Source organism: Bacillus lumedeiriae, assembly GCF_044891285.1.
Lineage (GTDB): Bacteria > Bacillota > Bacilli > Bacillales > Domibacillaceae > Pseudobacillus > Pseudobacillus lumedeiriae.
In genome coordinates this window covers 237,219-261,707 of the sequence record NZ_JAUIYO010000001.1, presented here as the reverse complement: position 1 = coordinate 261,707, position 24,489 = coordinate 237,219, and the positions used below count along the sequence as shown (strand labels likewise).

Below are 24,489 nucleotides of genomic sequence, written 5' to 3'. Positions count from 1 at the left end.
AGGAGAGAAGGGGGAAAAGTTATGAAACATCGTTATTTGCCAATGACTGAATCTGATAAGAAAGAGATGCTTTCGGCAGTTGGTGTTCAAACAATTGATGAATTATTTGCAGACATCCCTGAACAAGTACGTTTCCAAGGGTTGTACGATATCAAGGAAGCAAAATCGGAACCGGCTTTGAAAAAAGAATTGAGTGCAATGGCTGCCAAAAATGCGAATGCAAAACAATATGCTTCCTTTTTAGGGGCAGGCGTATATGATCATTACACACCGTCCATTGTGGACCACGTCATTTCCCGTTCTGAATTTTATACAGCTTATACACCGTACCAGCCAGAAATTTCTCAAGGGGAGCTGCAAGCCATTTTTGAATTCCAAACGATGATTTGTGAATTGACAGGTATGGATGTAGCCAACTCCTCGATGTATGATGGAGGTACAGCTTTAGCAGAAGCGGCGATGCTTAGCGCGGCTCAAACGAAAAAGAAGAAAGTACTCGTATCAGAAACGGTTCATCCTGAATCGCGTGACGTATTAAAAACGTATGCGAAAGGACAGGGCATTGAAGTGATCGAAGTACCTCATATGAATGGTGTAACAGATATTGATCAATTAAATCAGCTTGTAGACAGCGACACAGCGGGGGTTATTGTTCAATATCCGAACTTTTTCGGCGCCGTTGAACCACTTGCAGAAGTAGAAAAAGCGGCTCACGGACAAAAAGCGATGTTTGTTGTCTCTTCTAATCCGCTTTCTCTAGGTGCGTTGACACCTCCTGGAAAGTTTGGAGCAGATATTGTGATTGGTGATGCACAGCCATTCGGTATTCCAGCTCAATTCGGCGGACCACATTGTGGATACTTTGCCGTAACGAAAAAGCTGATGCGTAAAGTGCCGGGCCGTCTTGTTGGCCAGACACATGATGATGAAGGCCGCCGCGGATTTGTGCTGACACTGCAGGCGCGTGAGCAGCATATTCGCCGTGATAAAGCGACTTCTAATATTTGTTCTAACCAGGCACTCAATGCTCTCGCAGCCAGCGTAGCGATGACAGCTTTAGGTAAAAAAGGTGTTCGTGAAATCGCGGTGCAAAACTTGCAAAAAGCATTTTTTGCTAGAGAAACAATGAAGCAGCATGGTCTGGATATCGTGTTTGATGGACCAATATTTAATGAGTTTGTTGTCCGTTTAAATAAGCCCATCAAAGAAGTGAATCAAAAGCTGTTTAAAAAGGGAATAATAGGCGGCTATGATCTTGGGCTTACTTATAAAGAATTAGAGAATTGTATGTTAGTTGCTGTGACAGAATTGCGGACAAAAGAAGAAATTGAGCTCTTTGCAGCAGAATTGGGGGATAGCCATGAATAAGAACGATCAGGAGCTTATATTTGAAGTGTCTCAGCCGGGGCGGATTGGCTATAGTCTGCCTGAGTTAGATGTACCGGAAACAGCTTTATCGGCACTTTTGCCTGCTGGGTATTTGCGGGAAGAAGAACCTGAACTTCCAGAGGTGTCTGAGCTCGACATTATGCGTCATTATACAGCGTTATCGAAGAGAAATCATGGGGTAGACTCAGGATTTTATCCGCTTGGTTCATGTACGATGAAATATAACCCAAAAATCAATGAAGATGTCGCACGTTTTGACGGCTTCGCTTATATTCATCCGCTTCAGCAGGAAGAGACTGTACAAGGGGCATTGGAGCTCATGTATGATCTGCAGGAGCACTTAAAAGAGATTACTGGTATGGATGAAGTGACCCTTCAGCCGGCAGCTGGTGCTCATGGTGAATGGACGGCACTGATGATGATCCGTGCGTATCACGAAACAAATGGTGATTTCAATCGTACAAAGGTCATCGTTCCCGACTCTGCTCATGGTACAAACCCGGCCTCTGCGACGGTCGCAGGCTTTGAAACAGTGACGGTCAAATCGGGAGAAGACGGATTAGTCGATTTAGAAGACTTGAAACGTGTGGCCGATGAAACAACGGCTGCGCTTATGCTGACGAATCCAAACACGCTTGGCTTGTTTGAAGAGAATATTTTAGAAATAGCCGAAATTATTCATGGGGTCGGCGGCAAGGTGTACTATGATGGGGCAAACTTAAATGCGGTTATGTCGAAAGCGCGGCCTGGAGACATGGGATTTGACGTCGTTCACTTAAACCTTCATAAAACGTTCACTGGTCCCCACGGCGGCGGCGGTCCGGGATCTGGCCCTGTAGGTGTGAAGAAAGACTTGATTCCTTATTTGCCGAAGCCTGTGTTAGTGAAAAAAGACGATGTATACCACTTCGACTATGATCGTCCGCAAGCGATTGGGCGCGTGAAGCCATTCTATGGAAACTTTGGTATTAACGTTCGGGCTTACACATATATCCGTTCGATGGGACCGGATGGCTTGAAAGCAGTGACGGAATATGCTGTATTAAATGCGAACTATATGATGCGCAGGCTCGCTCCTTATTTCGACCTGCCATTTGACCGTCATTGTAAGCATGAATTTGTGTTGAGCGGTAAGCGTCAGAAAAAGCTTGGTGTACGTACGCTTGATATAGCGAAGCGTCTGCTTGATTTCGGTTTTCATCCGCCAACGATCTACTTCCCGCTGAATGTAGAAGAGTGTATTATGATCGAGCCGACAGAAACCGAATCAAAAGAAACACTTGATGCGTTTATTGATAAGATGATTCAGATTGCGAGGGAAGCAGAAACAAATCCTGAAATCGTTCAAGAAGCGCCTCATACAACCGTCATCGGCCGTCTTGATGAAACGACAGCGGCTCGCAAGCCTGTCCTTCGTTACGAAAAAGAATTGCAAAATATTTAATATAGAAAAGAGAGGATGTCCCAAGAGTATAACTTTAGGGGCATCCCCTTTGTTGTGTGATTTTTTTAAACTTGTTCATTGATTTCCATTCTAGGTGCTTCGCTTCCCTGCAGGAGTCTTCGCGCCTTCCACTACAATCAACTTAGTAAAACATCATCGTTTGGATTTTGTCAAAAAAAAACAAAAGAAAGACTGACCCTAAACAGTCGTTTTTAACGACCTTTTGGGTCAGCCTCTTTTCACTTACTTTTCACTTTTCCAGTCCATTGTTTAAAGCCGCCTCGAAGATGATAAAGATCGCGGTAGCCTTTTTTGTACAGTGTCTGGGCCGCCCGGCCGCTGCGTATGCCGCTTTGGCAGTATAGATATACGGTCTTGTCGGGACGGATTTCTTTCATGCGCGTTTTTAATTGTGTAAGTGGGATATTACGGGCGCCAAGAATATGGCCGGCTTCAAATTCGTTCGGTTCACGGACGTCAATGAGCTGCGCCTTGCGGTAGCCTTTAATGAACTCTTCCTGAGAGAGCGGCTTGACCGCTTTTTTCTGGGAAAAATACATATATAAAGTATACAAAATAATGACGCCTAAAATGGTAGCTATTGTATAGAGCATTGGATACACCCCTTCCTAGTAGACATGCGCTGATTTCTATTATAAACGTGGCTGTGTGAAGAATCAAAAGAAATAAACACAGTGTATACCTCTTTGTTTTTTTCTCTGCTTTTGATACACTAGGTGAGTGAATTTATTATAAAGAAGGCGGCAATCATCATGAAAAAAGAAACTTGGAAGTTTGTTGATTCCGGCCGGCAATCGGCAAGCTTCAATATGGCAATGGATGAAGCTCTGCTGGAGTGGCACAGCGAAGGCAAAATTCCGCCGGTTATTCGTTTTTATGGATGGGAGCCGGCAGCGCTGTCGATCGGCTATTTTCAAAAAGCGGCAAAGGAAATTGATTTTGCTGCTGTTAAACGACATGGTCTCGGTTTCGTCCGTCGTCCAACAGGCGGAAGGGGTGTGCTTCACGAGCATGAATTGACATACAGTGTCATTGTGACAGAGGAGCATCCTAATATGCCGACGGGGGTGACGGAAGCGTACAGGGTGATATCTGAAGGAATTCTAAAAGGGTTTCATCAGCTTGGATTAGACGCTTATTTTGCGATACCAAGAACGGAAGAGGAAAAAAGCAGTTTGAAAAATCCACGCTCCTCTGTCTGTTTCGATGCGCCAAGCTGGTATGAACTCGTTGTTGAAGGCCGAAAGGTAGCAGGAAGTGCGCAAACGAGACAAAAAGGTGTGATTCTGCAGCACGGTTCGATTTTGCTTGATCTGGATGAAGATAAGCTGTTCAGTTTATTTACATATTCAAATGAACGCGTGAAAGAGCGGATGCAGCAAGCATTTAAAAATAAAGCTGTTGCCGTGAATGAAATCAGCCCGAATAAAGTGACCTATCGTATGGCAGGAGAAGCATTTAAAAAAGGGTTTGAAGAAGGTCTTGGCATTGAATTGGAGCCGTATGAATTTACACGGGAAGAAATGATCTATATTGAACAACTTGCAAAAGAAAAGTACTCTTCGGATGAATGGAATTTCAAAAGGTGAATCGTCCAGCAAAAGAGAAACTGGCCTTGAGGTCTGTTCTCTTTTTTTGCGGAAAAATGACTGGTTTCTTAATTGATAGGCAAACATGAAAGTTTTTCTTTTTTCGAGAGTATCGCTGCTTTATCTAATGAAATCGCACTTTTACCCATAAAACCCGTTATTTTTCAGCTTGACAAAAAAATGTTTTTAACTCAATATATAGTAATGAGTTAGGAAAAACAAACACAATATGTTGTGTTTGTTTTAGTTTTTAGTTAAAAATATCGTTATATAATGTTTGAATGACTACGAAATTTGTAGAAGAAAAGGAGTTGTGATTATGTCTGTTGCGTCACAAAAGAATATGTCCCTCAACATTGACAGACTGAACAAAGACATCAGTGTCTTTCCACAAGTTCATCCTGTCACCCCGGATATGAAAATCACTCATAAAGGGGTTTCACGTCTCGTAATGATCGACCGCTATTCGTTTAAAGACACGGAGAAAGTCACATTAACAGAAGGCGATTTTGTTGTGTTAACGATTAAAGAGGATCCGAAGTTTCCAGCAAGAGGTGTTGGTTTCATTACTAGTATCGATTGGCAGGAGAAAAAAGCGGAGGTACTTGTGGATGAAGAATTCCGCGGTGCTCTCGATGATCCGAAAGAGCAGGAAACAGGGATCATTCGCCGTCCGCTTGATGTGATTGAAAAACCTCTAGAAATCTATTACGAACAAATCGCTAAGCGCAACGCAACAGGTCTTGCCTCTGTGGAAACAACAGAAGAAAAACGGAAAGAATGGTTCGAGAAATTCTACCAAGAGCTCGTGAACTTAAACTTTATTCCAGCGGGACGCGTTCTTTACGGAGCGGGAGCACAGACTGACGTAACATACTTTAATTGCTACGTGATGCCTTTCGTTCCGGATTCACGTGAAGGCATTTCTGAACATCGTAAGCAAGTAATGGAAATCATGAGCCGCGGCGGCGGTGTCGGCACTAACGGTTCAACCCTTCGCCCGCGCAACACACTGGCCAAAGGCGTGAACGGAAAATCATCCGGATCGGTCTCCTGGCTTGATGACATTGCGAAACTGACACACCTTGTGGAACAGGGTGGGTCCAGACGCGGAGCGCAAATGATCATGTTAGCGGACTGGCATCCAGATATTGTAGAATTTATCATTTCAAAAATGCAAAATCCGCGTATTTTACGCTATTTGCTTGAAAATACAGAAGATGAACAAATCAAAAAAGCGGCGAAGGACAAGCTGAACTTTAAGCCCCTTACTGAACGTGAAGAAGCGATGTACCAAGGAGTGGTGAATTACAAAAACATTCCTGGCTACGGCGGATTCAGTGCTGAAATTATTAAAGAAGCAGAAGAGAAACTCAGAACAGGCGGAACATACACCGTTCATAACTCAGAATTTTTAACAGGCGCCAACATTTCTATCTGTCTGACAAAAGACTTTATGGAAGCAGTGGAAAAAGACGCTGACTATGAACTGCGCTTTCCAGCTGTTGAAAAATATACAAAAGAAGAAATGGTTTACTATAATGAAAACTGGCATAAAATCGGCGATGTCCGCGAATGGGAAAAGCAAGGACATGCTGTGCGCACATACCGAAAAATCAAGGCGCGGGAATTATGGAACTTGATTAACATTTGTGCAACGTACTCTGCAGAGCCAGGCATCTTTTTCATTGACAATGCCAACGATATGACGAATGCGAAAGCCTATGGCCAGCAAGTAGTAGCGACGAATCCGTGTGGGGAGCAGCCGCTCGCACCATTTTCTGTCTGTAACTTAGCTGCTGTAAATTTGGCTGAAATGGCAGACAAAGAAACAAAAACGGTGAATTTTGAGAAGTTAAAAGAAACGGTTCGCACGGGCGTCCGAATGCAGGACAACGTCATTGATGCGACTCCTTATTTCTTAGAAGAAAACAAAAAGCAAGCGCTCGGTGAACGCCGCGTCGGTCTTGGTGTCATGGGACTTGCAGACTTGCTCATTTATTGTGAAAAAGAATACGGTTCGCCTGAAGGCAACGAATTAGTGGACAAAGTATTCGAAACGATTGCAACAACAGCTTACAGAGCATCTGTTGAGCTGGCGAAAGAAAAAGGCAGCTTTCCGTTCCTTGAAGGTGAAACAGCGGAAGAAACAAACCGCCTGCGCCAAGCGTTCACGGAAACTGGTTATATGAAGAAAATGCCGGAAGATGTACGAGAAGCAATTCTTGAACACGGCATTCGGAATTCGCATCTCTTAACTGTTGCTCCAACGGGGTCCACTGGAACAATGGTTGGAGTGTCAACAGGTTTAGAACCTTACTTCTCCTTCACATACTACCGCAGTGGACGTTTAGGGAAGTTTATTGAAGTGAAGGCGGATATTGTTAAAGATTATTTAGAACAGCATCCGGAGGCAGATCCAGATCAGCTGCCAGAATGGTTTGTGACAGCGATGAGCCTTGCGCCTGAAGCGCACGCGGATGTTCAATGTGTCATTCAGCGCTGGATCGACAGCTCGATATCCAAAACGGTCAACGCACCGCGCGGGTATACAGTGGAACAAGTTGAGCGGGTGTATGAGCGTCTTTACAAAGGCGGCGCAAAAGGCGGCACAGTGTATGTAGACGGCAGCCGTGATGCACAAGTCTTAACGTTAAAAGCGGAAGAAAATAATTTTGATGAACAAGAAGAGACGACAACGAAAGAACATGAGCATCACATCGTTCTCGTTGATACGATTCAAGAAATCCGCTCTACCAATGTAACGATCGGCAGCGAAGTCGGCAATACATGCCCGGTCTGCCGTAAAGGAACAGTAGAAGAAATGGGTGGATGCAACACTTGCACAAACTGCGGCGCCCAGCTGAAATGTGGATTGTAATAAATAATGGATAAAACCAGCTTCCAGCTTTCTCAGGAAGCTGGTTTTTTTATGAACAAAGTTACCGAACAGCACTGCGTTAAAATAACGATCAAATGTCCAAAGTCAACAAACGAGCTGCTCCCGCCAATCATCGTTTTTTAAGATTCTCTTCTAGGACAAATTCTTTCCGCTTACATATATAAAAAGCGGGTAAAGAGGGGAGAAAGGTGTATGCGAATTGACGGGGTCTTTTCTGGAGGGGGGATTAAAGGGTTTGCCCTCGTTGGTGCCTATGAGGCGATTGAAAATAGAGGGCTGACATTTGTACGGCTGGCGGGCACAAGTGCCGGGGCGATTATAGCGGCCTTAATTGCTGCGGGGTATACGAGTGAGGAATTGAAGAAAATAGTAAAAGATGTCAATGGAAAACAGCTGCTTGACGAAGCCCCTTTTGACGTTCCGTTCGTCCGCTGGCTGAAAATTTATTTTAAACTGGGATTGTATAAGGGGAAAAAACTCGAACAATGGCTGGAAGGCTTACTAGCGCAAAAAGGAATCTATTCATTTGGCGATCTGGCACCTGAAACTTTGCGGGTGGTTACATCGGATATTACGAATGGCCGAATGCTTACACTTCCAGACGACTTGCCGGCTTATAAAATTAATCCCCGAACCTTTTCTATTGCGCGGGCGGTGAGAATGAGCTGTACGCTTCCTTACTTTTTCCAGCCTGTAAAGTTATGCGGCCCTCATGAAAAAGCGCTTGTAGTAGACGGCGGAGTGTTAAGTAACTTTCCCATTTGGCTGTTTGATGAGGAAAAAAAACAGAAGAGACCGGTACTTGGAATAAAATTAAGCACACAAACGACGGGACTGCCGCGGCAAGTAAATACAGGGGCAGATTTATTTGGTGCGATGTTTCATACGATGAAAGACGCACACGATGCGAGATATATTTCGAGAAGACATGAGAAAAATATTATTTTTATTCCGGTAAAAGGTACCGCCGTCACTGACTTTAGTTTAACAAACGAAAAAAAAGACGCCCTCATTCGAACAGGGCGCGAATATGCAGAGGCGTTTTTAAAACGCTGGTGCTATTGACAACCGGGATTAGGAAGACGCCCGGTTATTTCTTTTTCCTTTTTTTCCATCAATCACAGTTAAGTGACTGGTGCTCTTTCTGCGGAAAGGTTTTTTCTTTTTCGAGGAACTAGGTGAAGCAGAAGAAGGTTTTTGCCGCTTCTGCAGCCTTTTCTTTGAATGTTTAGCTGCTTTAGCAAATGCCTTATCTTCTGTGCTGCCGCCAAGCCGCTTTCGAATGACTAGACGGTAAAGGAAATAAATAACTACAGCCGTAACTGCAAGGACAGCCAGCTGTCTCGCTAAAGCTCCAGGCGTATAAATAAGCATGGAAACTAAACCAATAGCAGCGAGTCCGATGAGTGTATAGGTAATGACTGACCGGATTGTCAAAAGAGCCACCTCCTATGTTAAATAAGCTGTTATTCACATATTAGACAATTTCCCCCACATCTAATCCCTTTCTCGTTCTTTCTTCCATGGCTAACAGTTTTTCAAATGAAGCAATAGCAACTTCTACTTGATCATCTTCTGGTTCTTTCGTTGTTAGCAGCTGAAGCCATAGTCCTGGATAGCCGAGATAACGAAGAATGGGAACATCCCGAAGCTTATTTGTCAACTGCAGCACTTCAAATGAAATGCCAAGGACAACCGGGATCAAGGCAATTCTGTTTAATACCCTGACATAAAGCGGATCTGTTGGTACGAGCATATAAACAAAAATGCCGACAATCACAGTGAATAAGATAAAACTAGATCCGCATCGATAATGAAGTCTAGAAGCAGCCTGCACATTTTCTACTGTTAATGGGCGTCCGCTCTCAAATGCGTTAATCACTTTATGTTCAGCTCCGTGATATTGAAATACTCGTTTAATCAGCGGGGCTAAAGAAAGAAAATAAATATAGATAAGCAGAAGAGTCAGCTTGAAAAACCCCTCAATTAGAATTTGAGCAAAATCACTTGAAAACACTGGACGTGTTAATTCTGCTAGAAAAACAGGCACGAGTGTAAAAATAAATTTTCCGAATAAAAAAGAAAGAATGCCAATGGCCGCTACTCCGAGGATCATGGTCCATTTTGACGGTTCTGCACTGTCTTTCATCTGTTCATCTTCGTCGGGGTCTAAATCGTACCGCTCCTGGGCAAAGTTTAAATGCTTGGAGCCCGTGGACGCTGAATCTAGAATGGCAAAAATCCCCCGCAAAAAAGGAATTTTTTTAAGCTTTTGCCAAGCAGGCTTTTGTGTTCTTGGTAAATGGAAGAATTCAATGGAACGGTCTTTCCGGCGAATGGCTGTCACTGTATGATGTTTTCCACCAAACATGACTCCTTCGACTAGCGCCTGCCCGCCATAAACCGGCTTTTGATCACTCATCTCATACCCTCTTTCATTGTTAACAAGTGTAAATAATTTCTATAATACATATTCTATCCCTTATTAAGCAAAAATAAAAGCTGAATGACTCAGTAATCTTGTTTTTATGTGTTTCGACTCATTTTTATGGAGGTGCGTGATGGGAGAGAAGCAAGTGAAAGAATCAAAAGCTGAATATCCTCTAGGATATGCTTTGGCCATTGGGTTGTTTGGAGGGCTGATATGGAGTATCGTGGCACAGCTTGCTGCTTACTTTCATTTTATGACGATTGATATCAATGCGATCGTCAAATATGTAAATATTGCAAAGATCCAAAGCGGCTTTCCGAAAGTAGCGGCTGGAATGGTCTTTCAGATCATTGTATCTGTTATTCTTGCCATGATTTATTATTTTTTGTTGAGGAAGAGCAAAACGATTTGGTCAGGTGTCCTCTTTGGTGCGGTGATTTGGGTGATCTTGTTTATGATTATTCATCCGTTTGCAGCGAGCATTCCTTCTTGGCAAAAACTTAATGCCAATACGCTGTCAACAACGATTTGCCTGCTTGTGCTTTACGGTTTATTTATTGGATATTCTATTTCATATGGATATGAGCAGCATCTTTTAAGGGAACAACGTTTAAATGCTTGGCAAAAGCAAAGCGAGTAAGTAGTCCTGGCGATTTCAAATATGTTAAAATATTCATGTAACTAACAATTTGGGGCAGGGGATCGCATGAAACATATTCTTTTATTAAATGGACCTAATCTAAACCGGCTCGGAAAAAGAGAACCGCATATTTATGGAAGTGAGACGCTCGAGGATCTCGAAAATCGAATCATCCATAAGGGAAGAGAGTTGGGTGTAGCTGTCAGCACATTTCAATCTAATCATGAAGGTGGATTGATTGACCGAATTCACCAGGCGGCTGATGAAGAAATGGACGGCATTATCTTTAATCCTGGGGCTTTTACTCATTATAGCTATGCACTTCGCGATGCGGTTGCTTCTATCACTATACCGGTCATCGAAGTACATATAAGTAATATTCATAGCCGCGAGCCATTCCGTGAACACTCGGTCATTGCGCCTGTGGCGGCTGGGCAAATCGCTGGTCTTGGACTTGCGGGTTATGAATTTGCTTTGCAGGCCCTTTTACATAAACAAGGGAAGGGAGAAACGAATGACTAAAATTGAAAAGCTTCGTATGCAAATGAAACAGGAAGGCATTGACGGCTTGCTTGTCATGAGTCCTTATAATCGCCGTTATATGACGAACTTTACCGGTTCTGCAGGGGCGGCACTGATTTCCGAAGACCAGGCGCTCTTTATTACAGATTTTCGTTATGTGGAGCAGGCCGAAAAACAGGCGGCGGGATTTGGAATCGTTCAGCATAAGGACACATTGCTTGAAGAAGTAGCTGTTCAAGCCCAAAAGCTTGGCATTCAGCGCCTTGGATTTGAGAAGACTTATACGACGTTCCAGTCTTATGAAACGTTGAAGGGGCTCTTTAAAAAAGAATTAGTACCGGTCAGCGGCATGATTGAAAAATTGCGCTTGATTAAGGATGATTCAGAGATTAAGATATTAAAGGAAGCGGCCGATATCGCCGATGCAGCCTTTAAACATATCATTGAATTTATCCAGCCGGGCATGACGGAGTTAGAAGTTTCTAACGAATTGGAATTTTTCATGAGAAAATGGGGAGCATCTTCTTCTTCGTTTGATACAATTGTGGCTTCGGGAAAACGTTCGGCTTTGCCGCACGGTGTAGCAAGCGATAAGGTCATTGAAAAAGGCGATATGGTTACATTGGATTACGGAGCTTATTACAAAGGATATGTTTCCGATATTACCCGGACTGTAGCGGTGGGAGAGCCATCGGAGCAAATGAAGGAAATTTATCAGATTGTGCTTGATGCCCAAATGAAAGGTGTAGAACAGATTAAAAGCGGTTTGACTGGAAAAGAAGCAGATGCTATCACCCGTGATCACATTGCTGCAAAAGGATACGGGGAATATTTCGGCCACTCGACGGGCCACGGCATTGGGCTTGAAGTTCATGAAGGGCCAACGCTTTCCTTCCGTTCTGATACGATTCTTGAACCGGGTATGGTCGTTACTGTTGAGCCGGGCATTTATTTGCCAGGTATCGGCGGTGTTCGTATTGAAGACGACTTATTAATTACAGAAACAAGCAGCGAAACGCTCACGCATTCCACGAAAGATTTACTTATTCTTTAAGGAAACAAGGAGGAACTACAGCATGATTTCAGTAAACGATTTTCGTACAGGGTTAACGATTGAAGTAGACGGCGGTCTTTGGCGCGTCGTTGATTTTCAGCATGTTAAGCCTGGAAAAGGAGCGGCTTTTGTCCGTTCAAAACTGCGCAACCTTCGCAATGGCAGCATTCAGGAAAAAACGTTCCGTGCAGGAGAAAAGGTTGGAAAAGCGCAAATTGACCACCGCAGAATGCAATATTTATATGCAAGCGGCGATCAGCACGTATTCATGGACAATGAATCTTACGAGCAAATTGAACTGCCGGCTTCACAAATTGAGTATGAGCTTAAATTCTTAAAAGAAAACATGGAAGTATCTATCATGATGTACCAAACGGAAACACTTGGATTGGACCTGCCGAATACAGTAGAACTGAAGGTAGTAGAGACAGAGCCTGGAATTAAAGGCGATACGGCTTCAGGAGGTACAAAGCCTGCAACAGTGGAAACTGGCTTAACTGTTCAAGTGCCATTCTTTGTTAATGAAGGTGACGTATTAGTTGTTAATACAGATGACGGAAGTTACATTTCCCGTGCATAATGAAAAGAGCTTGACACTTTGTGTGTCAGGCTCTTTTTTTCTTTTATCAAAACAGAGTCGTCATATCTTGAAATCAACTACATACATTGAATAAAAAAGGGAGGAGAAAAAGGAGGAAGCGTTCATGGAAACGATATATGCCTATTTGCCGCAAACATTAAAAGAAGCGATTAGTACGATGTTATCCGATCTAGAACATGACATCGAAGAAATTAGGGTGCGTATCGGCAAGCCGCTCGAAATTATTGCTGGCCGTCACTACCACTTGCCTCATGTTGTGACAATGGAGGAAGGACAAGCACTCGTCAATAAATTAAGCCAGCATTCCTTTTATGCACTGGATGAAGAGTTGAGGTGCGGCTATTTAACGATTGCGGGGGGACATCGGGTTGGATTAGCGGGAAAGGTGATCCTTGATGGCGGAAAAGTAAAAGCGTTACGCCACCTTTCCTCTTTTAACATAAGAGTGGCCAGGGAAAAACGGGGAATTTGTCACTCACTCATTCCCTGGATTTTTGAGGAGAAATGGAAAAACACATTAATTATTGGAGCGCCTCAGACTGGAAAGACGACATTGCTTAGGGACTTGGCAAGAACGGCAGCTACCGGGAGGGAAGAACAGCAAATTATGCCGGTAAAAGTAGGGATCGTCGACGAGCGGTCAGAAATAGCCGGCTGTGTGAAAGGGATTCCCCAGCTTGATGTTGGTTTGCGTACGGATGTTCTTGATGCTTGTCCAAAAGCAGAAGGAATGATGATGATGATTCGCTCGATGAGTCCGGATGTGTTAATAGCAGATGAAATAGGAAGAGCGGAAGATGGACAGGCGGTAGCTGAGGCCATCAATTCTGGCATCACATTAATGGCGACAGCCCACGGTTGGAGTTACACGGAAGTCATTCGCCGGCCGATTATGCAATCCATCATCGAAAGTGGGGCGTTTGAACGGTTTGTAGAACTTTTCTCTAAAGATGGTGTAAGGTCCTTTATTGTGCTGGACCGATACGGTCATCCATTGACTCAGCCGGCAAGGGTAAAAGTGTGAAGTGGGCGGGCGCACTGCTGATCCTCTTTGCGTCGTTTTGGATTGGAGCAGAGCAGACCAAAAAGTTAAGTGACCGGCCTAAGCAAATCCGTCTCATAAGATCCGCCTTACAAGCGCTCGAAGCGGAAATTGTGTACGGGTTCACGCCGCTTCATGAGTCAGCAAGGAAATTATCTGAACGGCTGCCGCCGCCAATCAATGAGCTGTTCGCCTGCTTTAGCGAATTGTTGACATCAACTGAATTAGATGCCAGAGAAGCGTGGAAAGAAAGTCTGGCAAACATATGGCCGAAAACAGCGTTAACAGAAAGTGAACGGGCGATTCTTTTGGAATTTGGCGAAACGGTGGGAAAACACGACCGTGTGACGGAGCAAAAACAAATTCTCGTCACATTGAATCATCTGGAACGCCAGGAAGAGGAGGCGTATGAAAAGCAAAAGAGATACGGGAAAATGATCAGAAGTTTGAGTTTGATGGGCGGGCTGTTAATCGTGCTTCTGCTGTTTTAGCAGAGAGGAGGAACAATATGGGGATTGAGGTGGAGGTCATTTTTAAAATTGCCGGTGTCGGTTTCATCGTGGCATTCCTCCATACGATTTTAGAACAGGTAGGGAAGAAAGAATATGCCCAGTGGGTGACATTGTTCGGGTTCATCTACATTTTGTTTCTAGTGGTTTCTGTTGTAGAAGAGCTGTTTGACAAAATTAAACAAGTATTTTTATTTCAATGACGGGAGAGGAAAGCCATTGAAATTATTCAAGTAGCTGCTGTTGTTCTCGTGACTGTTTTTTTGGTTCTTCTTTTACAGGAACAACAGCCTGTTTTTGCTTTTTTGCTCGTGATGTTTGTTGGAAGCGGTTTGTTCTTGTTTTTGGCAGATCGAATTGGAGAGATCATTCTCATGATTAAAAAGCTGGCTGCACGTGCTGAAGTTGAGCTCGTTTACGTCGAAACGATCTTAAAAATTATTGGGATTTCTTATATTGCTGAGTTTGCTGCTCAAATTACGAAAGATGCCGGCCAGGAAGCGTTGGCAGCTAAAATGGAGCTGGCGGGTAAAGTCATTATTTTATCGATGGCTGTACCGATTTTAACGCTTCTGATCGAAACCATTTTAACAATGCTTCCGGGAAAATGAAAACAGCGGCAGGCTGCGGCGCGTACAGAAAACACAGCCGGAGGAAGGCGGTGGGAATGATGCGGCTCTGTCAAAAAATCGCTTTGCTGTTGGTCATGCTCTTGTTCTTTACGGTTGATTCGATTCAAGCGGAATCAACGGAGGAAAATGATGTCAACATTGGGGCGGTCGCCGAAGAACAGCTCGGGCAGCTTGGAGTGGATGATCTCTCCCTCTATTGGGATCAATTGTTGAAAACGTACGGACAATATTTGCCAGAAGCTGAACGGCAGCCGTTTACTAATCTTTTTAAAGAAGGACAAGCATTTTCCATTGAAGCTTGGGCAAAAGGGTTATTAAGCTTTGTATTCCATGAATTATTTGCAAATGGAAAATTGCTTGGCACCTTAATCTTATTGACCGTTTTTTCCGTATTTCTACAAATTTTACAAAACGCCTTTGAGCAGGGAACGGTGAGTAAAACGGCATACGGCATCATCTTAATCGTACTGCTCATATTAGCATTGAATAGCTTTCGTCTGGCTATGGACTATGCCATGGAAGCTGTCGATCAAATGGTGCAATTTCTATTGGCTCTTATGCCGATTTTACTTGCTCTTTTAGCTTCAACGGGCGGAGCCGTTTCAGCTGCCGTTTTCCATCCATTTTTACTTTTTTTTATGAATATTAGCGGGCTGGTCATTCAAAAAGTTGTGCTTCCGCTTTTATTTTTCTCGACGTTGCTAAGTGTGGTCAGCTTATTTTCTGAGAACTATAAAGCGACTAAACTAGCTGATTTGCTTCGTCAATGGAGTGTTTTTCTGTTGAGTGCGTTTATGGCTGTGTACTTGGCCATCGTTTCCATTCAAGGATCAGCCGCCGCAGTAGCGGATGGGCTGGCAATTCGGACGGCGAAATTTTTTGCCGGTAACTTTATTCCGGTCGTTGGGAAGATGTTTACGGAAGCGGCAGATACGATCATGAGTGCATCCTTACTGTTAAAAAATACGGTCGGGATCGCAGGCGCCGGTATTTTACTGCTGATTGTGGCATTTCCAGCTTTGAAAATTCTCGCTCTCGTGATTGTCTACAGGGTCGCTGGTGCGATTTTGCAGCCTCTCGGAGACGAAACGATCACCGACTGCCTTGAAATTATCGGGAAGAATATGACGTACGTCTTTGCCTCGCTGGTCATCGTCTCTTTTATGTTTCTTTTATCCATTGTCATTCTCGTCGCTGCCAGCAACGTGACGATGATGATCCGCTGAAGAAGGGAACGAAACTTATGACTTTTTTAACCGACTGGCTTGAAAGCGTCATCGCCTTTATTTTGCTGGCTGCTGTCATGGACTTGCTGATGCCGTCCAATCGCTTTCAACAATATGCAAAGGTTGTCGTGGGCTTACTTTTACTGTTTGTCATGCTGCAGCCTTTGTGGAAAGTTTTTTCGGTAGATATGGAGAAGGAGCTGTCGGAATGGATCGCTGGCACGATGAATAATACGCACGCAGAAACGGCAGCTATGAATAAGCAAAGCACGTTAGAGTCGTCGAAACAGTTGTTTATTTTGAAAAACAGTGAGCAGCAGCTGGAGGCACTCGTAGAGAATGAATTAAAAGAGACGTTTCATAAACAAATAGTAGAAATCAATATTCAAGTGGGGCAATGGGAACACTCTCTGCCGGAAAGCATTGAACGAATAGATGTATATATCGCGTCCCTTTCAGCCGGTCCAGTAGATCATTACGTCAAAGACATTCACATTGATTCATCGGCAAAGGTAGAAGAAAACCAGCAGGAAGAGAAAGGTTTAGCTTCTTTTCTCTCAAAAAAGTGGAATATTCCAAAGGAGCAACTGAATATTCATATGGTAGAGGAGGGGGACAGCCTTGAGTGACCATAAAAAACGTCCGACGTGGCTGCAATCCTTGATCACAGCTAAAAAAAGCGGAGAGGAGAAAACATCTAACAAAGCAAAATGGATGGCGATCGCAGCTATTCTAGGCATTAGTTTCATGCTTCTAAGCGATTTGAAGGACAAGGGGGAAATAAGCGCTGTCCTCCCGCAGGAATCTTCTCAAGCGGCGGGCGAGCAGAAGGAGCCTGCACAGGATGATTTTAAGGCAGCTTATGAAAAAGAGCTTACTGCTGCTCTAGAGCAAATAGCCGGAGTCAGCAACGTCACGGTCGTTGTCACCATTGAAGCATCTGAAAGAAAGTTGTATGAGAGAAATACGACTGTCAAAAAACAAGAAACAAAAGAGCAGGACAAGAAAGGCGGGGAACGAACCATTACCGATCAAATGCAAGAGGAAAACTTAGTGATGGTAAAACAAGATGGCGGAGAAGTGCCAGTCATTCTTGAAATGAAAAAGCCGGAAGTCCGCGGTGTACTCGTTGTCGCTGAAGGAGCCGAAAACATTCAAGTGAAAAAGTGGATCATTGAATCGGTAACGAGAGTGTTGAATGTACCGAGCCACCGTGTGGCAGTCATGCCGAAAAAACCAAAGGAGGATGCTTAAATGCTATTAAAAAAACAAACTGTTTGGCTGCTGACAATGTTAAGTTTAGTCGTTGTTCTATCGGTCTATTACATTACCTCACCAGAACAGCTTTCCCCAGAAACGGCCTCGCCTGCGGAAGAAGGGGACGTGACAGTTGAAATGACGGAAGCGAAAAATGCAGCTGGAGATAAGCAAACGGCCATTATTACGGAATCTGCGGGAGATGAAGCTTTTGATATGCTGCGCTTAGAGATGCAGGACGACCGCAATAAAATGAAAGAAGAACTAACAGCAAAAGTAGCATCAGCTGATGTATCCGCAGAAGATAAAAATTCCGCATATGAAGAAATGGAGAGGTTGACAGAACTCGCAACGAAAGAAAATGTGCTGGAAACATTAATTAAATCTAAAGGTTATTCTGATGCACTTGTCCGGGCAGATGGAGAAAGTATTCGTATTACTGTGAAGTCTAACGAGCATTCAGCTGCAGCCGCTAACGAAATTATCCGTCTGGCAAAGGACGAGCTTGGCAAGCATCAGCCGGTCGCTGTCGAATTCCAGCCCGTTAAATAGACAGGTCTTAAACAGTGAAAGAACTCCCATTTAGGTTGGTTTTCGTCCAGCCTGATGGGGTTTTTTCATTTTATTATTTTATCTTTACAGAAAAAAGGCTACAATGAACAGTACACGCTTCAATGAACTTTTCAGTTGAAGTTTTACTAGATGTTATCGTAAGATATTATCATCTAGTCATAATCTTTCAAGGGGTGTCCATTTAATGAAAGTACAGGAAATTAGAGAACTTATTAAGCTTATAGACAAGTCGTCGATTGACGAGTTTGTATTTGAATTCGAAGGCAGCAAAGTAGAAATGAAGAAGAATTCAGGTGTGACTTATTCAATTGCGCCGCAGCCAGTAGTTGTACAAGAGACAGTGCAAGCCGCACCGGTACAAGTGGAATCTTTACCAGCGGCACCGTCTGCTGTTCAGGAAGTACCTGCACCAGAAGCACCAAAGTCAGTAGATACAGATGAGAACTTACATACAATTACTTCTCCTATGGTAGGAACGTTCTATCAATCCCCTTCTCCTGACGCTGAGCCATACGTTAAGCCAGGCACGAAAGTTACAGGGGATACGATTGTATGTATCGTTGAAGCAATGAAACTCTTTAATGAAATAGAGGCAGAAGTAAACGGAGAGATTGTTGAAATTCTTGTGAAAGACGGTCAATTAGTAGAATATGGCCAGCCGTTATTTTCAGTAAAGCCTCAATAAGGGAGAGATCGGAATGATTAACAAGTTATTAATAGCCAACCGTGGAGAAATTGCAGTGCGGATCATCCGTGCTTGTAAAGAACTCGGTGTGGAAACAGTAGCCGTTTATTCCGAAGCCGATAAAGAGGCTCTCCACGTACAGCTCGCTGATGAGGCTTATTGTATCGGACCAACGGCATCTAAAGACAGCTATTTAAATTTTACCAATATTATCAGCGTCGCCAATTTAACAAACTGTGATGCTATTCATCCCGGTTACGGATTTTTGGCGGAGAATGCTGACTTTGCTGAACTGTGCCGCGAATGCAATATTATTTTCGTCGGTCCTTCACCAGAAGCCATTACACAAATGGGGACAAAAGATATCGCACGTGATACGATGAAAAAAGCAGGTGTGCCGATTGTTCCTGGTTCTGCCGGAATTATCCAATCGATTGAGGAAGGTCTTGCTGTTGCTGCCGGTATTGGCTACCCAGTGATTATTAAAGCGACAGCAGGCGGCGGCGGAAAAGGCATCCGTGTAGCACGAACGGAACAGGAATTAGAGAAAGGCATTCATATGACCCAACAGGAGGCAGCGACTGCGTTTGGAAATCCAGGTGTATATTTAGAGAAGTTTATCGAAGACTTCCGTCACGTGGAAATTCAAGTGCTGGCGGATACGCACGGCCATGTGATCCATTTAGGAGAACGCGACTGTACCATTCAGCGCCGTATGCAAAAGCTGCTTGAAGAAACGCCGTCACCAGCTCTTGATGCAGCCATTCGTGAACAAATGGGAGCTGCTGCCGTAAAAGCGGCTCAAGCTGTGGATTACACAGGAGCAGGAACTGTAGAGTTTATTTACGACTACAATCAAAAGCAATTTTATTTCATGGAAATGAATACACGCATTCAAGTAGAGCATCCTGTCACCGAAATGGTCACGGGAGTCGATTTAATTAAAGAGCAAATTCGAGTGGCCTCTGGAGAGAAGCTTTCTTTGTCTCAAGAAGACGTGGAGTTTACTGGCTGGTCGATCGAATGCCGCATCAATGCGGAAAATCCCGAGAAGAATTTTATGCCGTCTCCTGGAAGAATTACCGTTTATATGCCGCCTGGCGGTTTCGGTGTCCGCGTTGATTCAGCGGCCTATCCAGGATATATGATTCCACCTTTTTATGACTCTATGATTGCTAAACTGATCACATATGGGGCAACGCGGGAAGAAGCCATTGCCCGCATGAAAAGAGCTTTAAGCGAGTTTGTGATTGAAGGTGTCAATACGACGATCCCTTTTCACTTAAGACTGCTTGAGCATGATCAATTTGTCAGTGGAGAATTCAATACAAAGTTTCTTGAGTTGTACGAAGTAATGAAACCGGGGGTGTAAAAAATGGCAGAGAACAATCAATCAGTAAATCAAGTGTTAGAAATGAGTAATGGAGCAAACGGACTCGGAAGAATTGAAATTGCACCGGAAGTCATTGAAGTGATTGCGGGGATCGCTGCCTCAGAAGTAGAGGGCGTTGAAAAGATGCGTGGAAGCTTCGCGTCTGGTGTGGTGGAGCGTCTTGGAAAGAAAAATCACGGCAAAGGGATACGTGTTGATTTAACAGAAGAAGGCATTAAAGTGGATGTATATTGTGTGATCGCATTCGGTGTTTCCATTCCGAGTGTTGCCCAAAAGATTCAAGACAGCATCCGGCAGGCATTGTTAAATATGACTGCTTTGGAAGCTGAAGAAGTCAATATCCACGTTGTCGGCATTCAATTCGAAACAAAAAACACTGAAAACGATTTCGCCCCAGAGGCATAATTGAGAAAGCCAAAGGATTGTTTCCTTTGGTTTTTTCTACGGGATGAGTTTTTTTCAGAAGAACGTGCGTCTTCTTTTGAATATGTGCTATTATCTTTTTATGATGCAGAAAAAGGCTAAAGGAGCTTGAAATACATGAAAAGACGTACAGCACGTGAAAAAAGCCTGCAGGCACTCTACCAGATCGATATAAGTGGTGCAGACCCAGCAGAAGCCATTGAAAATGTTTTGGACGAAGCGCCGGTTGATGAATATCTACAGGCGAGTGTAACAGGAACAGTGCAGCATTTGGAAGAAATTGATGAAACGATCAAAGCGAATTTAGAGAACTGGTCTTTTGACCGTTTAGCTAAAGTGGATCGGAATATTTTGCGCCTTGCTGTATTTGAAATGAAATACGCGGAAGATGTACCAGAAAAGGTGGCTATTAATGAGGCGATTGAACTTGCCAAACAGTTCAGCGATGACCGGTCAAGTAAGTTCATTAATGGCGTTTTATCTAGAATTAAACAAACTTTATAAGTGGTCGAAGCAAGGAAGGGAGAAAAACAATGACAGCAGCTATTATTGATGGCAAAGCTATTGCCGGAGACATTCGTACAGAATTAAAGGGAGAAATCGCAGACTTAAAAAATAAAGGAATCACACCAGGCCTTGCCGTCATTTTAGTGGGAGAGGACCAAGCCTCTCATACATATGTACGTAACAAAGACAAAGCTTGTGCTGAAGTAGGAATTCATTCAGAAATTTATCGTTACCCAGCAGACCTATCCGAAGCAGAACTTCTTCAGAAAATTGCAGAACTGAACGAGGATGATAACATTCACGGTATTCTTGTTCAGCTGCCTTTGCCAGCTCATTTATCTGAGGATAAAGTGATTGACGCTATTTCTCCAGAAAAGGATGTAGACGGTTTTCACCCGGTGAATGTCGGGAAAATGTCGATTGGTAAAGAAGCGTTTTACTCCTGTACACCGTATGGTATTATCAAAATGCTTGAAAGAGAAAACATTTCTTTAGAAGGAAAGCACGTCGTCGTTGTCGGCCGGAGTAATATTGTTGGCAAGCCGGCAGCTCTTTTATCAATAAAAGAAAGTGCAACGGTCACTGTCTGCCATTCAAGAACGAAAGACCTTTCAGCTTTTACGAAACAAGCGGATGTAGTCATTGCAGCTGTTGGAAAAGCAAAATTCTTGAAAAAAGATGATTTCAAGCCAGGAGCAGTTATTATTGATGTTGGCATGAATCGTGACGAAAATGGTAAACTATGCGGCGATGTTGACTTTGAAAGTGCGAAAGAAACAGCTGGGGCGATTACTCCGGTACCAGGCGGCGTTGGCCCGATGACGATTACAATGTTGCTTTATAACACTGTGCAGTCGGCAAAACAAAAAGCATAATAAGCCGTCTAAATCAATTTCTATAGGAGAAGCTGTCTTCCAATCATGTTATAATGGGGAGGCAGCTTTTTACTATTTAGAGGACTATCAAATAACCGCACATGAATCATACTGCTAAGGAGCGGGGTTACGCCCAGCCCGTACAGCTGGCCATTAGCGGAAGAACGTTTTGTGCCTAAGGCGGATGAAGGCCTTACGCATTTGTTCTGTGAAAAGGTGGAATGGAAAGATGGAGATTAATCGCTATTTAACCGTTAAAGCGCTGACAAAATACATAAAAAGAAAATTTGATGCCGATCCTCATTTAACAAATGTATTTGTTAAGGGGGAGATTTCCAATTTTAAAAGCCATTCGAGCGGACATATGTATTTTACATTAAAGGATGATAAAGCACGTATTTTGGCCGTTATGTTTTCTTCAGCTAACCGTTCGCTGAAATTCCAGCCGGAAAATGGCATGCAGGTGTTAGTAACAGGGGACATCACTGTTTACGAGTCGGGAGGCCAATACCAAATTTATGTGAAAACGATGGAGCCTGACGGTGTGGGCAGCTTGTATCTAGCTTTTGAGCAGCTGAAGAAAAAATTGGAAAAGGAAGGTCTTTTTGATGAGGATAAGAAAAGGCCGCTTCCTGCTTATCCCAAAACAATCGGGATTGTGACTTCACCGACAGGGGCTGCTGTTCGGGATATCATCACGACAATTAAACGCCGTTACCCGGTGGCAGACATGCTGATTTACCCAGCCCTTGTACAAGGGGCAAACGCTGCGCCGTCGATTGTTTCAGCTATTCAGCGGGCCAACAAGGATGAGCGGGCCGATGTGTTGATTGTGGGACGCGGAGGAGGGTCTATTGAAGAGCTGTGGGCCTTTAATGAAGAGGAAGTGGCTAAAGCTATTCGCTTTTCAATGATTCCCGTCATTTCGGCAGTCGGCCACGAAACCGATGTTACGATCGCCGACTTTGTGGCCGACAGAAGAGCACCGACACCGACGGCTGGAGCTGAAATGGCCGTTCCGCATCTTGACGAAGTGCTCGAGAAAGTGTTTGCCCGCAAAACAAGGCTCATCCGGGCTATGTCAGAAAAGATTAGACGTGACAAAAAGCGGTATGAAGCGGCGAGAAACTCTTATATTATTCGCAATCCGCATGCGCTGTACAGACAGCAGGAGGAACGGCTGGACCACTTAACTGACAGGCTTCAGAAAGAACAATCTATATATATAAAAAATATAGCCGTAAAGATTCATGATTTAACAGGGCGGCTGCAGCGAAGTCATCCAGAACGAAAAATGAAGGAAGCAAAGCAGCAAGTTGAGCGGCTTGATGCCGCTCTTTCGCGGCAGATCGGACAGCTGCTAAAAAGTAAAAAAGAAGCATTTGGACAGCGCGTGTCCATGCTGGATGCGCTCAGCCCGCTGAAAATTATGGAGCGGGGCTACAGCCTTGCCTATGATGAAGAAAATAAGCTTGTGAAATCAAGCGGGGATGTGCAAGCAGGAGAAAAACTGAAGGTTCAGCTTGCCGATGGCAGTCTTACTTGTCAAATAGAATCGATTGAGGTGAATAGCAGTGGAAAGTAAAGAAGTCACGTTTGAAGAAGCGATGGACAAGCTGGAGTTAATTATTACCAAACTTGAAGAAGGAGATGTTCCGCTGGAAAAAGCGCTTCGTCTGTATCAAGAAGGAATAGGCTTGTCCGCTTTTTGTCATTCTTTATTAAGTCAGGCAGAAGATCAGCTTGCGAAAATAATGACAGACGATGGGGAAAAAGAGTTTGTAATAGATGAGGGGGAGTAAGCATGGCGGCTGCACTGTCTGCTTTTATACATGAATATAAAGAAGTACTGGAGAAGGAGTTAAAAGAATTAATTGAGGAGCTGCAGGCACCCAAAGTATTAAAGGAGGCAATGGATTATTCGCTTCAGGCGGGCGGCAAAAGAATTCGGCCAATGCTTGTTTTTGCGACGCTTGCTTCCTTTCAAAAGGAACCGAAAATCGGTCTGGAAGCTGCTGCGGCACTTGAGATGATCCATACGTATTCTTTAATCCATGATGACTTGCCAAGCATGGATGATGACGATTTAAGAAGGGGACAGCCGACGAATCATAAGGTGTTTGGCGAAGCGGCAGCGATTTTGGCTGGAGATGCTTTATTGACATATGCCTTTCAAGTCATCGCGCGATCTAACAATTACTCGAGTGATCAAAGAGTTACGCTGATCGAGTGGCTGGCTAAGGCTGCAGGACCTGAAGGAATGGTGGGCGGCCAAATGGCTGATATTGAAGGGGAGACAAAAGAACTGACACTCGAGGAATTAGAGTACATCCATAAAAATAAAACAGGTCGTTTACTTGCCTACAGTGTAATGGCTGGAGCCATGCTTTCTGGAGCGGATAAGCACCAGTTGGAACATTTCCGCAAGTATGCTTTTCATATAGGGCTTGCTTTCCAAATACGTGATGATATTTTAGATATCGAAGGATCAGAAGAAAAAATTGGGAAAAGAGTCGGCAGCGATTCTGCTAATCACAAAAGCACGTATCCATCTTTATTAACGATGGCTGGCGCAAAAGCCCAGTTGACTGAGCATGCCGATGCCGCACGGGCGGCACTTCGTCAAACGAATACAGATTCTGCTCTTCTGTTCGAACTGATTGATTTAATTGTGACGCGCGAACAGTAAGAAAATTAGCTAAAATTGTTGTGGTTTGTCTTATGTGATATAATGATCATATTGTTTGTATAAAACGGCCGTTATCACACTTTGT

Annotated in this window: 28 protein-coding genes; 25 read left to right on the top strand and 3 right to left on the bottom strand. The window is 43.8% G+C overall.

Going from position 1 to position 24,489, the window contains the following annotated elements; genetic code table 11:
• The first annotated feature begins 21 nt into the window (after nucleotides 1-21).
• Both gcvPA and gcvPB read left to right on the top strand, forming a co-directional pair.
• Nucleotides 22-1,368, top strand: coding sequence for an aminomethyl-transferring glycine dehydrogenase subunit GcvPA (gcvPA, locus tag QYG89_RS01380; protein ID WP_404313833.1), 1,347 nt, complete (start codon nucleotides 22-24; stop codon nucleotides 1,366-1,368).
• Complete coding sequence (gene gcvPB / locus QYG89_RS01375; protein WP_404313832.1) at nucleotides 1,361-2,833, top strand: aminomethyl-transferring glycine dehydrogenase subunit GcvPB; 1,473 nt, start codon at nucleotides 1,361-1,363, stop codon at nucleotides 2,831-2,833. The genes gcvPA and gcvPB overlap by 8 nt, the downstream gene beginning before the upstream one ends.
• Before the next feature lie 239 nt (nucleotides 2,834-3,072).
• Here gcvPB and QYG89_RS01370 read toward each other — a convergent pair whose 3' ends face one another.
• Nucleotides 3,073-3,447, bottom strand: a complete 375-nt coding sequence (locus QYG89_RS01370) for a rhodanese-like domain-containing protein (protein WP_404313831.1) — start codon at nucleotides 3,445-3,447, stop codon at nucleotides 3,073-3,075.
• Nucleotides 3,448-3,606: 159 nt separating this feature from the next.
• On the opposite strand from QYG89_RS01370, the gene QYG89_RS01365 reads away from it, so the two are divergent.
• The 3 genes from QYG89_RS01365 (at nucleotide 3,607) to QYG89_RS01355 (ending at nucleotide 8,410) form a co-directional block, all read left to right on the top strand.
• Nucleotides 3,607-4,443, top strand: coding sequence for a lipoate--protein ligase family protein (locus tag QYG89_RS01365; RefSeq protein ID WP_404313829.1), 837 nt, complete (start codon nucleotides 3,607-3,609; stop codon nucleotides 4,441-4,443).
• Nucleotides 4,444-4,762: 319 nt separating this feature from the next.
• Nucleotides 4,763-7,324 (top strand): vitamin B12-dependent ribonucleotide reductase, encoded by a 2,562-nt coding sequence (locus QYG89_RS01360; protein ID WP_404313828.1) that lies wholly within the window; start codon nucleotides 4,763-4,765, stop codon nucleotides 7,322-7,324.
• 213 nt (nucleotides 7,325-7,537) lie between these two features.
• Entirely contained in the window at nucleotides 7,538-8,410 is an 873-nt protein-coding gene (locus QYG89_RS01355) for a patatin-like phospholipase family protein (RefSeq protein WP_404313827.1), read from the top strand.
• 9 nt (nucleotides 8,411-8,419) lie between these two features.
• On the opposite strand, the gene QYG89_RS01350 is transcribed toward QYG89_RS01355, so the two are convergent.
• Both QYG89_RS01350 and QYG89_RS01345 read right to left on the bottom strand, forming a co-directional pair.
• The gene (locus QYG89_RS01350) at nucleotides 8,420-8,782 is read right to left on the bottom strand and encodes an SA1362 family protein (RefSeq protein ID WP_404313826.1); all 363 of its coding nucleotides are present in this window, start codon (nucleotides 8,780-8,782) and stop codon (nucleotides 8,420-8,422) included.
• A 40-nt stretch (nucleotides 8,783-8,822) separates the two neighbouring features.
• Complete coding sequence (locus QYG89_RS01345; protein WP_404313825.1) at nucleotides 8,823-9,767, bottom strand: DUF1385 domain-containing protein; 945 nt, start codon at nucleotides 9,765-9,767, stop codon at nucleotides 8,823-8,825.
• Between the two features lie 139 nt (nucleotides 9,768-9,906).
• Here QYG89_RS01345 and QYG89_RS01340 point away from each other — a divergent pair, with 139 nt between their 5' ends.
• The 20 genes from QYG89_RS01340 to QYG89_RS01245 all read left to right on the top strand — a co-directional run bounded on the left by QYG89_RS01340 (nucleotide 9,907) and on the right by QYG89_RS01245 (nucleotide 24,404).
• A complete protein-coding gene (locus QYG89_RS01340; protein WP_404313824.1) occupies nucleotides 9,907-10,416 on the top strand; it encodes a YqhR family membrane protein in 510 nt (169 codons plus the stop codon).
• Between the two features lie 66 nt (nucleotides 10,417-10,482).
• A complete protein-coding gene (aroQ, locus tag QYG89_RS01335; protein ID WP_404313823.1) occupies nucleotides 10,483-10,938 on the top strand; it encodes a type II 3-dehydroquinate dehydratase in 456 nt (151 codons plus the stop codon).
• On the top strand, nucleotides 10,931-11,992 hold the full coding sequence (locus QYG89_RS01330; protein ID WP_404313822.1) for a M24 family metallopeptidase: 1,062 nt from the start codon (nucleotides 10,931-10,933) through the stop codon (nucleotides 11,990-11,992). The genes aroQ and QYG89_RS01330 overlap by 8 nt, the downstream gene beginning before the upstream one ends.
• 22 nt (nucleotides 11,993-12,014) lie before the next feature.
• A complete protein-coding gene (gene efp / locus QYG89_RS01325; protein ID WP_404313821.1) occupies nucleotides 12,015-12,572 on the top strand; it encodes an elongation factor P in 558 nt (185 codons plus the stop codon).
• A 124-nt stretch (nucleotides 12,573-12,696) separates the two neighbouring features.
• Nucleotides 12,697-13,617: a stage III sporulation protein AA gene (gene spoIIIAA / locus QYG89_RS01320; RefSeq protein WP_404313820.1), complete on the top strand. Its 921-nt coding sequence runs from the start codon at nucleotides 12,697-12,699 to the stop codon at nucleotides 13,615-13,617.
• Complete coding sequence (spoIIIAB, locus tag QYG89_RS01315) at nucleotides 13,614-14,126, top strand: stage III sporulation protein SpoIIIAB (RefSeq protein WP_404313819.1); 513 nt, start codon at nucleotides 13,614-13,616, stop codon at nucleotides 14,124-14,126. The genes spoIIIAA and spoIIIAB overlap by 4 nt, the downstream gene beginning before the upstream one ends.
• 17 nt (nucleotides 14,127-14,143) lie before the next feature.
• Entirely contained in the window at nucleotides 14,144-14,347 is a 204-nt protein-coding gene (gene spoIIIAC, locus QYG89_RS01310; RefSeq protein ID WP_404313818.1) for a stage III sporulation protein AC, read from the top strand.
• A 24-nt stretch (nucleotides 14,348-14,371) separates the two neighbouring features.
• Nucleotides 14,372-14,755 (top strand): stage III sporulation protein AD, encoded by a 384-nt coding sequence (gene spoIIIAD, locus QYG89_RS01305; protein WP_404314581.1) that lies wholly within the window; start codon nucleotides 14,372-14,374, stop codon nucleotides 14,753-14,755.
• 56 nt (nucleotides 14,756-14,811) lie between these two features.
• Entirely contained in the window at nucleotides 14,812-16,002 is a 1,191-nt protein-coding gene (gene spoIIIAE, locus QYG89_RS01300) for a stage III sporulation protein AE (protein WP_404314579.1), read from the top strand.
• Nucleotides 16,003-16,019: 17 nt separating this feature from the next.
• On the top strand, nucleotides 16,020-16,631 hold the full coding sequence (gene spoIIIAF / locus QYG89_RS01295; RefSeq protein WP_404313817.1) for a stage III sporulation protein AF: 612 nt from the start codon (nucleotides 16,020-16,022) through the stop codon (nucleotides 16,629-16,631).
• The gene (gene spoIIIAG / locus QYG89_RS01290; RefSeq protein WP_404313816.1) at nucleotides 16,624-17,256 is read left to right on the top strand and encodes a stage III sporulation protein AG; all 633 of its coding nucleotides are present in this window, start codon (nucleotides 16,624-16,626) and stop codon (nucleotides 17,254-17,256) included. Before spoIIIAF ends, spoIIIAG begins: the two co-directional genes overlap by 8 nt.
• Complete coding sequence (locus QYG89_RS01285; RefSeq protein ID WP_404313815.1) at nucleotides 17,257-17,811, top strand: SpoIIIAH-like family protein; 555 nt, start codon at nucleotides 17,257-17,259, stop codon at nucleotides 17,809-17,811.
• Nucleotides 17,812-18,016: 205 nt separating this feature from the next.
• The gene (accB, locus tag QYG89_RS01280) at nucleotides 18,017-18,517 is read left to right on the top strand and encodes an acetyl-CoA carboxylase biotin carboxyl carrier protein (RefSeq protein ID WP_404313814.1); all 501 of its coding nucleotides are present in this window, start codon (nucleotides 18,017-18,019) and stop codon (nucleotides 18,515-18,517) included.
• 13 nt (nucleotides 18,518-18,530) lie between these two features.
• Nucleotides 18,531-19,889 (top strand): acetyl-CoA carboxylase biotin carboxylase subunit, encoded by a 1,359-nt coding sequence (accC, locus tag QYG89_RS01275; RefSeq protein ID WP_404313813.1) that lies wholly within the window; start codon nucleotides 18,531-18,533, stop codon nucleotides 19,887-19,889.
• A 3-nt stretch (nucleotides 19,890-19,892) separates the two neighbouring features.
• Nucleotides 19,893-20,315 (top strand): Asp23/Gls24 family envelope stress response protein, encoded by a 423-nt coding sequence (locus QYG89_RS01270; protein ID WP_404313812.1) that lies wholly within the window; start codon nucleotides 19,893-19,895, stop codon nucleotides 20,313-20,315.
• Between the two features lie 135 nt (nucleotides 20,316-20,450).
• Complete coding sequence (nusB, locus tag QYG89_RS01265) at nucleotides 20,451-20,837, top strand: transcription antitermination factor NusB (protein WP_404313811.1); 387 nt, start codon at nucleotides 20,451-20,453, stop codon at nucleotides 20,835-20,837.
• Between the two features lie 29 nt (nucleotides 20,838-20,866).
• Nucleotides 20,867-21,715: a bifunctional methylenetetrahydrofolate dehydrogenase/methenyltetrahydrofolate cyclohydrolase FolD gene (gene folD / locus QYG89_RS01260; protein WP_404313810.1), complete on the top strand. Its 849-nt coding sequence runs from the start codon at nucleotides 20,867-20,869 to the stop codon at nucleotides 21,713-21,715.
• A 229-nt stretch (nucleotides 21,716-21,944) separates the two neighbouring features.
• The gene (gene xseA, locus QYG89_RS01255) at nucleotides 21,945-23,300 is read left to right on the top strand and encodes an exodeoxyribonuclease VII large subunit (RefSeq protein WP_404313809.1); all 1,356 of its coding nucleotides are present in this window, start codon (nucleotides 21,945-21,947) and stop codon (nucleotides 23,298-23,300) included.
• The gene (xseB, locus tag QYG89_RS01250) at nucleotides 23,290-23,517 is read left to right on the top strand and encodes an exodeoxyribonuclease VII small subunit (protein ID WP_404313808.1); all 228 of its coding nucleotides are present in this window, start codon (nucleotides 23,290-23,292) and stop codon (nucleotides 23,515-23,517) included. The genes xseA and xseB overlap by 11 nt, the downstream gene beginning before the upstream one ends.
• Before the next feature lie 2 nt (nucleotides 23,518-23,519).
• The gene (locus QYG89_RS01245; RefSeq protein ID WP_404313807.1) at nucleotides 23,520-24,404 is read left to right on the top strand and encodes a polyprenyl synthetase family protein; all 885 of its coding nucleotides are present in this window, start codon (nucleotides 23,520-23,522) and stop codon (nucleotides 24,402-24,404) included.
• Nucleotides 24,405-24,489 lie beyond the last annotated feature (85 nt).

Coding starts and splice junctions, on each gene's coding strand:
- gcvPA (WP_404313833.1), top strand. CDS start 22: ATGAAACATCGTTATTTGCCAATGACTGAATCTGATAAGAAAGAGATG.
- gcvPB (WP_404313832.1), top strand. CDS start 1,361: ATGAATAAGAACGATCAGGAGCTTATATTTGAAGTGTCTCAGCCGGGG.
- QYG89_RS01370 (WP_404313831.1), bottom strand. CDS start 3,447: ATGCTCTATACAATAGCTACCATTTTAGGCGTCATTATTTTGTATACT.
- QYG89_RS01365 (WP_404313829.1), top strand. CDS start 3,607: ATGAAAAAAGAAACTTGGAAGTTTGTTGATTCCGGCCGGCAATCGGCA.
- QYG89_RS01360 (WP_404313828.1), top strand. CDS start 4,763: ATGTCTGTTGCGTCACAAAAGAATATGTCCCTCAACATTGACAGACTG.
- QYG89_RS01355 (WP_404313827.1), top strand. CDS start 7,538: ATGCGAATTGACGGGGTCTTTTCTGGAGGGGGGATTAAAGGGTTTGCC.
- QYG89_RS01345 (WP_404313825.1), bottom strand. CDS start 9,767: ATGAGTGATCAAAAGCCGGTTTATGGCGGGCAGGCGCTAGTCGAAGGA.
- QYG89_RS01340 (WP_404313824.1), top strand. CDS start 9,907: ATGGGAGAGAAGCAAGTGAAAGAATCAAAAGCTGAATATCCTCTAGGA.
- aroQ (WP_404313823.1), top strand. CDS start 10,483: ATGAAACATATTCTTTTATTAAATGGACCTAATCTAAACCGGCTCGGA.
- QYG89_RS01330 (WP_404313822.1), top strand. CDS start 10,931: ATGACTAAAATTGAAAAGCTTCGTATGCAAATGAAACAGGAAGGCATT.
- efp (WP_404313821.1), top strand. CDS start 12,015: ATGATTTCAGTAAACGATTTTCGTACAGGGTTAACGATTGAAGTAGAC.
- spoIIIAA (WP_404313820.1), top strand. CDS start 12,697: ATGGAAACGATATATGCCTATTTGCCGCAAACATTAAAAGAAGCGATT.
- spoIIIAC (WP_404313818.1), top strand. CDS start 14,144: ATGGGGATTGAGGTGGAGGTCATTTTTAAAATTGCCGGTGTCGGTTTC.
- spoIIIAE (WP_404314579.1), top strand. CDS start 14,812: ATGATGCGGCTCTGTCAAAAAATCGCTTTGCTGTTGGTCATGCTCTTG.
- spoIIIAF (WP_404313817.1), top strand. CDS start 16,020: ATGACTTTTTTAACCGACTGGCTTGAAAGCGTCATCGCCTTTATTTTG.
- QYG89_RS01285 (WP_404313815.1), top strand. CDS start 17,257: ATGCTATTAAAAAAACAAACTGTTTGGCTGCTGACAATGTTAAGTTTA.
- accB (WP_404313814.1), top strand. CDS start 18,017: ATGAAAGTACAGGAAATTAGAGAACTTATTAAGCTTATAGACAAGTCG.
- accC (WP_404313813.1), top strand. CDS start 18,531: ATGATTAACAAGTTATTAATAGCCAACCGTGGAGAAATTGCAGTGCGG.
- QYG89_RS01270 (WP_404313812.1), top strand. CDS start 19,893: ATGGCAGAGAACAATCAATCAGTAAATCAAGTGTTAGAAATGAGTAAT.
- nusB (WP_404313811.1), top strand. CDS start 20,451: ATGAAAAGACGTACAGCACGTGAAAAAAGCCTGCAGGCACTCTACCAG.
- folD (WP_404313810.1), top strand. CDS start 20,867: ATGACAGCAGCTATTATTGATGGCAAAGCTATTGCCGGAGACATTCGT.
- xseA (WP_404313809.1), top strand. CDS start 21,945: ATGGAGATTAATCGCTATTTAACCGTTAAAGCGCTGACAAAATACATA.
- QYG89_RS01245 (WP_404313807.1), top strand. CDS start 23,520: ATGGCGGCTGCACTGTCTGCTTTTATACATGAATATAAAGAAGTACTG.